The 7379-nt window shown below is 72.3% G+C and carries 7 protein-coding genes; 3 read left to right on the forward strand and 4 right to left on the reverse strand.

The window, feature by feature from the left end:
- Window positions 1–142 precede the first annotated feature (142 nt).
- Both L0P92_RS40005 and L0P92_RS40010 read right to left on the reverse strand, forming a co-directional pair.
- Window positions 143–1102, reverse strand: a complete 960-nt coding sequence (locus tag L0P92_RS40005; protein ID WP_234768047.1) for an AAA family ATPase — start codon at window positions 1100–1102, stop codon at window positions 143–145.
- Entirely contained in the window at window positions 1096–2328 is a 1233-nt protein-coding gene (locus L0P92_RS40010; protein WP_234768048.1) for a toll/interleukin-1 receptor domain-containing protein, read from the reverse strand. The genes L0P92_RS40005 and L0P92_RS40010 overlap by 7 nt, the downstream gene beginning before the upstream one ends.
- 218 nt (window positions 2329–2546) lie before the next feature.
- Here L0P92_RS40010 and L0P92_RS40015 point away from each other — a divergent pair, with 218 nt between their 5' ends.
- On the forward strand, window positions 2547–3635 hold the full coding sequence (locus L0P92_RS40015; protein WP_234768049.1) for a hypothetical protein: 1089 nt from the start codon (window positions 2547–2549) through the stop codon (window positions 3633–3635).
- A gap of 7 nt (window positions 3636–3642) precedes the next feature.
- On the opposite strand, the gene L0P92_RS40020 is transcribed toward L0P92_RS40015, so the two are convergent.
- Entirely contained in the window at window positions 3643–4527 is an 885-nt protein-coding gene (locus tag L0P92_RS40020) for an ATP-grasp domain-containing protein (protein ID WP_234768050.1), read from the reverse strand.
- 100 nt (window positions 4528–4627) lie between these two features.
- On the opposite strand from L0P92_RS40020, the gene L0P92_RS45565 reads away from it, so the two are divergent.
- Window positions 4628–5716 (forward strand): S1 RNA-binding domain-containing protein, encoded by a 1089-nt coding sequence (locus tag L0P92_RS45565; RefSeq protein ID WP_308289804.1) that lies wholly within the window; start codon window positions 4628–4630, stop codon window positions 5714–5716.
- Window positions 5717–5725: 9 nt separating this feature from the next.
- On the opposite strand, the gene L0P92_RS40035 is transcribed toward L0P92_RS45565, so the two are convergent.
- Window positions 5726–6418 (reverse strand): FadR/GntR family transcriptional regulator, encoded by a 693-nt coding sequence (locus L0P92_RS40035; protein ID WP_234768052.1) that lies wholly within the window; start codon window positions 6416–6418, stop codon window positions 5726–5728.
- A 228-nt stretch (window positions 6419–6646) separates the two neighbouring features.
- Here L0P92_RS40035 and L0P92_RS40040 point away from each other — a divergent pair.
- Window positions 6647–7379: SLC13 family permease (locus L0P92_RS40040; RefSeq protein WP_273634151.1), on the forward strand; the 733-nt coding region annotated here is incomplete at its 3' end.

Raw genomic sequence — 7379 nt, forward strand, 5'->3', positions numbered from 1 at the left:
GGGTCGGGCGAGGGTCCCGGCGGGGGTGGCTCGTCGCGGAAGCCGAGCAGCCGGGCGGCGCGCCGCTGCCGGGCGGGGTCGTCGCCCACCGCGTGCAGGGCCAGGGCCAGATCGGCGACCCAGATCTCCGGGACCTGTGCGGTCACGCCACGTTGTCCTGCTTCAGCAGCGCCATCCGGCGCAGCGTCCGCCAGCGTTCGTCGCTGTCCGCGACCCGGATGCCGAGCTTCCGGCAGGCGTGGAAGGCGTCCAGGAACTCGGCGGTGCTGGGCTTGCGTTGCGCTCGTCGCTCCGCGTTGTCGCGCAGGTCCCGCACCACCTCGGCCAGCTCCCAGGCGAGCAGCAGGTCGGCGTCCGTGAAGGGGCGGTAGTAGGCGTCCACATGGGCGCGGGCGACCTCGACCAGTTCCTCGGGTTCGGGGTGTTCGAGCTTGACGACCAGACAGCGCCGCAGGAACGCCTCGGGCAGTTCGCGCTGCTCGTTGGTGGTGATCACCACGAGGGCCCTGGCGTCGTCCTCGGGTTCGATGTCCAGGCCGGTCTGGGAGAGGGTGAAGCGGCGTGAACCCAGCGGGACGAGCAGCCCGTTGGGGAGTTCGGGGTCCGCCTTGTCGATCTCGTCGATGAGTACGACGGACTGGGCGCACAGGTCGGCGGTGTCGGTGCGGACCGGCCGCCGTCCTCCGTGCATCCGGGGCCTGCGGTCCGCGAGGGCCCGCAGCGCGTGCGCCCGGGCGGAGCGCGGCGCGAACGCCTTCCACAGCACACCGGGCTCCACATACGCGTCGATCGGCTTCAGCCGCTGCGCCTGCGCGTCGGCCAGCCGCCGCACATGGTCGAACGACCACAGCAGATCCGGCGCCTGGGTACGGGAGGTCACCACGTGCTCGTGGTACGCCCACCCGTTCTGCCACGCCACATGCGCGGCGAACGACGACTTCCCGGACCCGGGGTCGCCGCGCAGCAGCAGTGGCCGTCCGGTGGCGCGCGCGACGTCGACGGCCAGGTCGAGGTCGCCGCGGACGACGTAGGCGCGGCCGTCGGGGCGGTCGGGGGCGTTGCGCACGGCGGGTTGCGGCGGGAGCGGCTCGGGGGTCACCACGCCTGGTCCTTTCCATGTCCGTTGTGGCGGGAGCGGATGTCGCCCAGTTCCCGGCTGGTCTGCTTCACCCGGTCCTCGGCTCCGGGCTGGAGCGGGATGTGCACGGTGCGCCCGGCCTGGGCACCCAGATCCGCGGGATCGTCCAGGTCCGTGAGGACGATGACGTTGAGCCAGCGGAACCGGACGGTCAGGGTGCGTACGAGGTTGCCGACCACGCCGAGTTCGGTGCCGACGGGGTCGATGACGAGGAAGAGCACATGGCCCTTGATGGGCTGGTCGTTCTCGTCGTCCGACTTCAGCAGGGCGCGTACGGCGGTCAGGCAGGCCCCCATGTGCTCCTCGGCCTGTGCCTCGCCCGCCACCAGGGGGACCGCCTCGCTGCGGTAGACGCCCGAGGAGTACGACGCCCGGTGGATGTGCTGCCTGGCCGTGTCGGTCCAGGTGCCCGCCAGGGTGGCGACCACCTGGCCGGCGCCGGGCAGCAGCAGTCGTACGGCCACCGGATCGATCCAGGTGGGCAGCAGCAGGCTGATGAGTTTGTCGAGCCGGTCCAGCGCGAGAAAGTACTCGACCTCGGTCACCGCCGGCGGCACGTTGTCGGTGGGCACCGGTGCCAGGCAGTGGTGGGCGATGCGGCGGCGCTCCTCGGAGGCGGTGGGAAACCCGCGGTATCCCTCGGAGCCGAGTGCGTGGGCCATGTCCCTCAGCTTGAACCGGTCGGTCACCTCGTTCAGACAGTGCTCGATCTTGGCCGTCATGGAGCGCTTCTCCGGGGTGTCCGCGCACACGCGCAGGTCACCCAGGCGGTCGGCTATCAGGGAGACCAGGTCCTCGTCCCCGGTGTCTTCCTGGAGGATGCACTGCAGCCTGGCGAGCCGGGATATCTCCGAGTGCCGCAGCTCCTGCGCGGTCAGCCCCTTCAGCAGCACGGGCACGATGGTGAGGCGTGGGTCCCGCGACCGCAGGTACCACAGGATGTCGACCTCGCGCCGGAGCCAGGACGACCGCAGCCCGTCCCTGCTGACCAGGACGACGGCCGCCTCACAGTCCGTGAGCCAGTCGTAGAGAACCTGCTCCCAGTCCTCTCCGGACGGCAACCCGTCGTCCACGAGGACTTCCCAGCCGTAGTCCGGCAGCCTTTTCCTCAGTTCGGCCCGCACCAGATCGACGTTCGAAGGATCCCCTTCGGTCTTCGCCGAGCTGTAGCTGATGAATGCGAACGCCATCGACCACTGACCGTTCTGCCGCACGTGCCTGTAGGAGCCCACCAGCCCCTGTAGGACGCAGAGGGTCCCAGGCGACCGGGGCGCAGGTCAACTCGGCGCTATGTCGACGAATTGACGGCTGTTCACATGACGCGTACGTGTGATCGAACCGTCTCGCGGAAAGACTCCTGGAGGCAGCGGACCGCCGGTCACGGCAGACGGGGCGGGGAAGCGGGGGGATGGTGTCGGTCGGCAGCGCACGTCCGGTGGTCGTGATCGTCGGCAGCGTCGATCCCGGCCGGGCCTATTCACCCGAGCTGAAGCACCCGGAATCCGCCCCCGACGCCTGCCGCGAGCTGGGGCGTCAACTCGCCCTGGCCGGCTATGACCTGGCGGTCTTCTCCGCGAAGCCGAAGTACGTCGAGCACGACGTCGTCCATGGGTACGCCCAGGAGGAGGGCGCGGTCTTCGCGCACGTCCCGCGCCACCGGGACGCCGACTTCGGCCTGCCGCAGGACAGTCCGGCGCTCGTGCACACGGTGCGGGACACCGGCCCGGAGTGGGAGGTCTCCTTCTACCGGACGCTGCTCGACTGCGACGCGGTGCTGCTCGTCGGCGGCGGTCAGTCGACCCGGGTGGCCGGGGTGATCGCCCTGTCACAGCGCATCCCGATGCTGCCGGTCGCCGCGTTCGGCGGCGGGGCGAGCCAGGTGTGGGTCAACCTGGACAGGGTCCGCAACGACACGACCGACGACGACATCACCCTCCTCGGGCAGGACTGGCGGCCCGACTCCGCCCGTCTGCTCGTCGAGTGCCTGGACGGGCAGCGGCGGCGGCGCGCGCAGTGGCTGCGGGAACGTGAGCGCGCCGGGCGCCGGGCCTCGCTCTCCACCGGCCTGGGGCTGACGGTGGCGCTGCTGTTGCTGGTGTGCTCCCTGCTGGGCTTCGGCCTGGCGGGCGAGCCCGGCCCTGCGACCGGCCGCCGGCTCGGGGTGCTGGTGGTGACGCCGCTGCTGGCCGCGATGGCCGGGGCGGTGATCCGCAGCTCCTTCGAGGCGGCCGATCAGTGGCCGAGGTCCGCGGTACGGGGGCTGGGCGCCGGCGTCGTCTCCGTGCTGCTGTACGTGGCGTCGCAGCTGCTCACGGTGCCCTCGCTGCTCGACGAACTCGACGTGCGCAGGCTTCTGTTCTTCACGGTGCCCCTCGGGTTCAGCGCCGGGTTCACCTTCGACCTCGTCTTCGAACGCCTGCGCTCGGGAGCGGCCCCCGATCCCCCCGCGCCACCGACCGGACAGCCACAGGGCCCCGGCCCCGCCGGCCGCCCGTGACCGCGCCTCAGCCGGCCGCGGCCGCCACGATCGCGTCCACCACCCGCGGCACCGACCCGGTGTGCAGCGACAGGAACAGATTCGGCTCGACCAGCTCCAGCTCCATGACCCGAGGCTCGCCGCCCGCCCCGTCCTCCCCGTCTACGAGGTCCACGCGCGCGTACAGCAGCTCGGGAGCCCGCGGTACGGCGGCCAGGGCGCGTTCGGCGACGGCGAGTTCGGCCGGGGTCGGGGTCCAGGGCTCCAGGCCGGGGTGGGCGACCTTGCGCGAGTCGTAGGGCGTCCCCGGGGTGAGGACGGCGCCCTTGCGGCTGGCGTGCAGCAGCCGGCCGCCGTAGAACTGCAAGGCCCGTTCGCCGCTGACGTCGATGCCCTTCACATATGGCTGCACCATCGCGGTGAACCCCTCGGCGTGCATCCGCGCGAGCTGTCCCGCGGCCGTGTCGTGCTCGTCGGGCGTGTACCGGGCGGCGAACCGGGCGCCCGCGCCCGAGGTCGGCTTCACGACGTACTCATGGTCGACGGGGAGACCGTCGGCCCCGTCCCCGGGGGCGAGATAGCGGGTCGGCACGACGGGCACCCCGGCGGCGGCGAGCTCACCGAGATACCGCTTGTCGGCGTTCCACCGCACCACCTCGGCCGGATTGGCGAGCCGGGTCTCCTTCCCGCACCGCTCGGCCCACGCCAGGAACTCCGCCGCCCGCCAGCTGTAGTCCCAGGTGGACCGGAGCACCGCGAGGTCGTACCCGCTCCAGTCGACCGTCTCGTCGTCCCAGCACACGGCGTCGGCCTCCGCCCCCACCTCCCGCAGCGCGCCCACCAGGACGGGCAGGTCACGGTCGACGCTGATCTCGGGGCCGGGGCGGCAGGTGACAAGTGCTATTCGGGGCACGCCGGGCTCCTCCGGAGGGGACACATGTGCGACCGGCAGACTAACAAGCGCTTGCGGAACGGGCCGCCGCGGTCCACGCCGCTGCGGCAGGATCGGCGCCATGTCGATCTCCGGAACAGACGCGTACGCCAAGGAATCCCACCTCCCGCCGCTCGTCGAGCGAGCCCTCGCCGCTGCCCGCGCCCACGGCTTCGCCCACTCCTGCCGCCCCGAGCAGGGCCGCCTGCTGCACGCCCTGGCGGGCGGCGCCGGCGAGGCGATCGGGGAGACCGGCACGGGCTGTGGGGTGGGGCTGGCCTGGCTGGCGTCGGGGGCGCGGGAGGGGATGCGGCTCGTCAGCGTCGAGCGGGATCCCGAGCGGGCCCGCGTCGCCGCCGAGGTGTTCGCCGACCGGCCCGACGTGGAGGTGCTGTGCGGTGACTGGCGGCGGATCGAGGAGCGCGGGCCGTACGACCTGCTGGTGCTGGACGGGGGTGGTACCGCCAAGGTCGAGGACGACAGCCCCGCCGATCCGGCCCGGCTTCTAGTGCCCGGCGGCCGGATCGTGATCGACGACTTCACTCCGTCCGCCGACCGGCTGCCCCTGCACGAGGGGCGGGTGGACCGGGCCCGGCTGCACTGGCTGCGCCATATGGCGCTGGAGACGGTCCAGATCCCGCTCGCCCGGGACCTGGCCACGCTGGTGGGCACCAGGCGCTGGATCGCCGGGGCCGAGACCTCGTGGCGGAACTTCGAGCAGGGGCAGGTCGTACGGGGAGTCGTCCGCGACATCCAGAACTTCGGGGTGTTCGTGGACCTCGACGGCGCCGAGGGGTTCGTCACCGTCCCCGAACTCTCCCGGCACCACGTCGAGCACCCCGCCGACGTGGTCCACGTCGGCCAGGAGGTCACCGCCGAGGTGCTCGCCTTCGAACTGTTCCGGCCGCAGGTCCGGCTCTCACTCGCGGCCCTGGCCCCCGACCCGCTTGCGGAGTTCGCGCGCGAAGCCCTCGGCCGGGTGGTACCCGGCACGGTCACCAAAGCGGTCCCGTTCGGCGTGTTCGTACGCGTCGCCGAAGGGATCGAGGGGCTGGTGCACCACGACGCGCTCGCCGGCTCCGCCGTCCCCGGCGTCGGCGACGAGCTGTCCGTCGAGGTGAGCGACATCAATCTGCCACGGCGCCGGGTCGTCCTCAGACCCGCGCCGTAGCCCGCCGCCCTACGCCTCCCGCTCCTCCTCCGGCTCCCAGTCCAGCAACCGCACCTTCGCCACCGTACGGACATGGCGGCGCATGGCGGCCGCCGCCCGCGCGGGCCGCCGGTCGGTGATGGCGTCGAGGATGGCCTGGTGCTGGGCGAGGGAGCGGGCGGGGCGGTGGGGCTGGCGGAGGGACTCGGTGCGGCTCTCGGCGATCTGGTCGGCGATGGAGCGCATGAACTCGGCGAGGATGCTGCTGTGCGCGGCGGCGGTGACCGCGGCGTGGAAGAGGCGGTCGCCCTCCACCCCGTGGCCGTCGTCCTCGATCTCCTTCGCCATGTGCGCGAGGGCCGACCGCATCGCCGCGAGGTCGTCGTCCGTGCGGCGCTCGGCGGCGAGTTCGGCGAGCTTCGTCTCCAGGGCCTCTCGCGCCTCCAGGACGTCGGGAAGGCGCCGGCGGCGTTCGACCATCCGCTCCACCGGCTCCGCGTCGAGGCTGTCCCGCACGAGATACGTGCCGCCCCCGTGCCGCACCTCCACCAGGCCCTGGACCTCGAGGACCACGATCGCCTGCTTCACGGAGGCCCGGCTGACCCCGAGCCGCTGGGCCAGGTCGCGTTCGGTCGGAAGCCGGTCCCCGGCGCCTAGGCCGCCCTCGGCGACGTACGCGCGCAGCCGGTCGAGCACCTGCTCGTAGAGGCGCTGCTTGGTCATGGGGCGCAGGGCGTCGTCGGTCACAGGGTCCCCCTCTCGCCGGGAGCGTAGCACCGGGCCGGTGGGTGGCCGAGTGGACGAGTGGCTGAGCCAATTTCGCGCAACCCCTTGACGTGCCCTCGCCGCGCACCCACGCTAACCAGCCAACGGCCGAATTGGCTCAGCCACTCGGCCACGCACGGTCCACCGCCATCGCCGCCGCCCCGGGACCCAAAGACGGGAGCCCGTATGTCCCCCGAACTCATCTCGATCCTCGTCCTCGCCGTGGTGTTCGTCATCGCCACGACCCGCTCGATCAACATGGGCGCGCTCGCCTTCGCCGCCGCCTTCGCGGTCGGCACCCTCGTCGCCGACCTCGACGCGGACGGCATCTTCGCCGGCTTCCCCGGCGACCTGTTCGTCGTCCTCGTCGGCGTCACGTACCTCTTCGCCATCGCCCGCTCCAACGGCACCACCGACTGGCTGGTGCACGCCTCGATCCGGCTCGTCCGGGGCCGCGTGGCCCTCATCCCCTGGGTGATGTTCGCCCTCACCGGCGCGCTCACCGCCATCGGCGCCGTCAGCCCGGCCGCCGTGGCGATCGTCGCCCCGATCGCCCTGAGCTTCGCCGCCCGCTACGGGATCAGCCCGCTGCTGATGGGCGCCCTGGTCGTCCACGGCGCCCAGGCCGGCGGCTTCTCCCCGATCAGCATCTACGGCTCGATCGTCAACGGCATCGTGGAACGCGAGAAGCTGCCGGGCAACGAGGTGACCCTGTTCCTGGCGTCGCTCTTCGCCAACCTGGTCATCGCCGGGGTGGTCTTCGTCGTATGCGGAGGTCTGCGGCTATGGCGACAGGACTCACCGGCCAAGGGCGCGGGAGACGCCCCTCAGGGGCGCGGGGCCGCAATTGACTTGCGGCTACCGCCGCGTGGGCGCGACCAGCCCCAACGGCGCGACACAGGGACGACCACAGCTCCCG

The sequence above is a fragment of the Streptomyces muensis genome (assembly GCF_021474425.1).
In the GTDB taxonomy this organism is placed as follows: domain Bacteria; phylum Actinomycetota; class Actinomycetes; order Streptomycetales; family Streptomycetaceae; genus Streptomyces; species Streptomyces muensis.

What these genes read in the sequence shown, in the direction of transcription:
- L0P92_RS40010 (WP_234768048.1), bottom strand. Translation starts at nt 2,328, where the DNA reads ATGGCGTTCGCATTCATCAGCTACAGCTCGGCGAAGACCGAAGGGGAT.
- L0P92_RS40015 (WP_234768049.1), top strand. Translation starts at nt 2,547, where the DNA reads ATGGTGTCGGTCGGCAGCGCACGTCCGGTGGTCGTGATCGTCGGCAGC.
- L0P92_RS45565 (WP_308289804.1), top strand. Translation starts at nt 4,628, where the DNA reads ATGTCGATCTCCGGAACAGACGCGTACGCCAAGGAATCCCACCTCCCG.
- L0P92_RS40035 (WP_234768052.1), bottom strand. Translation starts at nt 6,418, where the DNA reads ATGACCAAGCAGCGCCTCTACGAGCAGGTGCTCGACCGGCTGCGCGCG.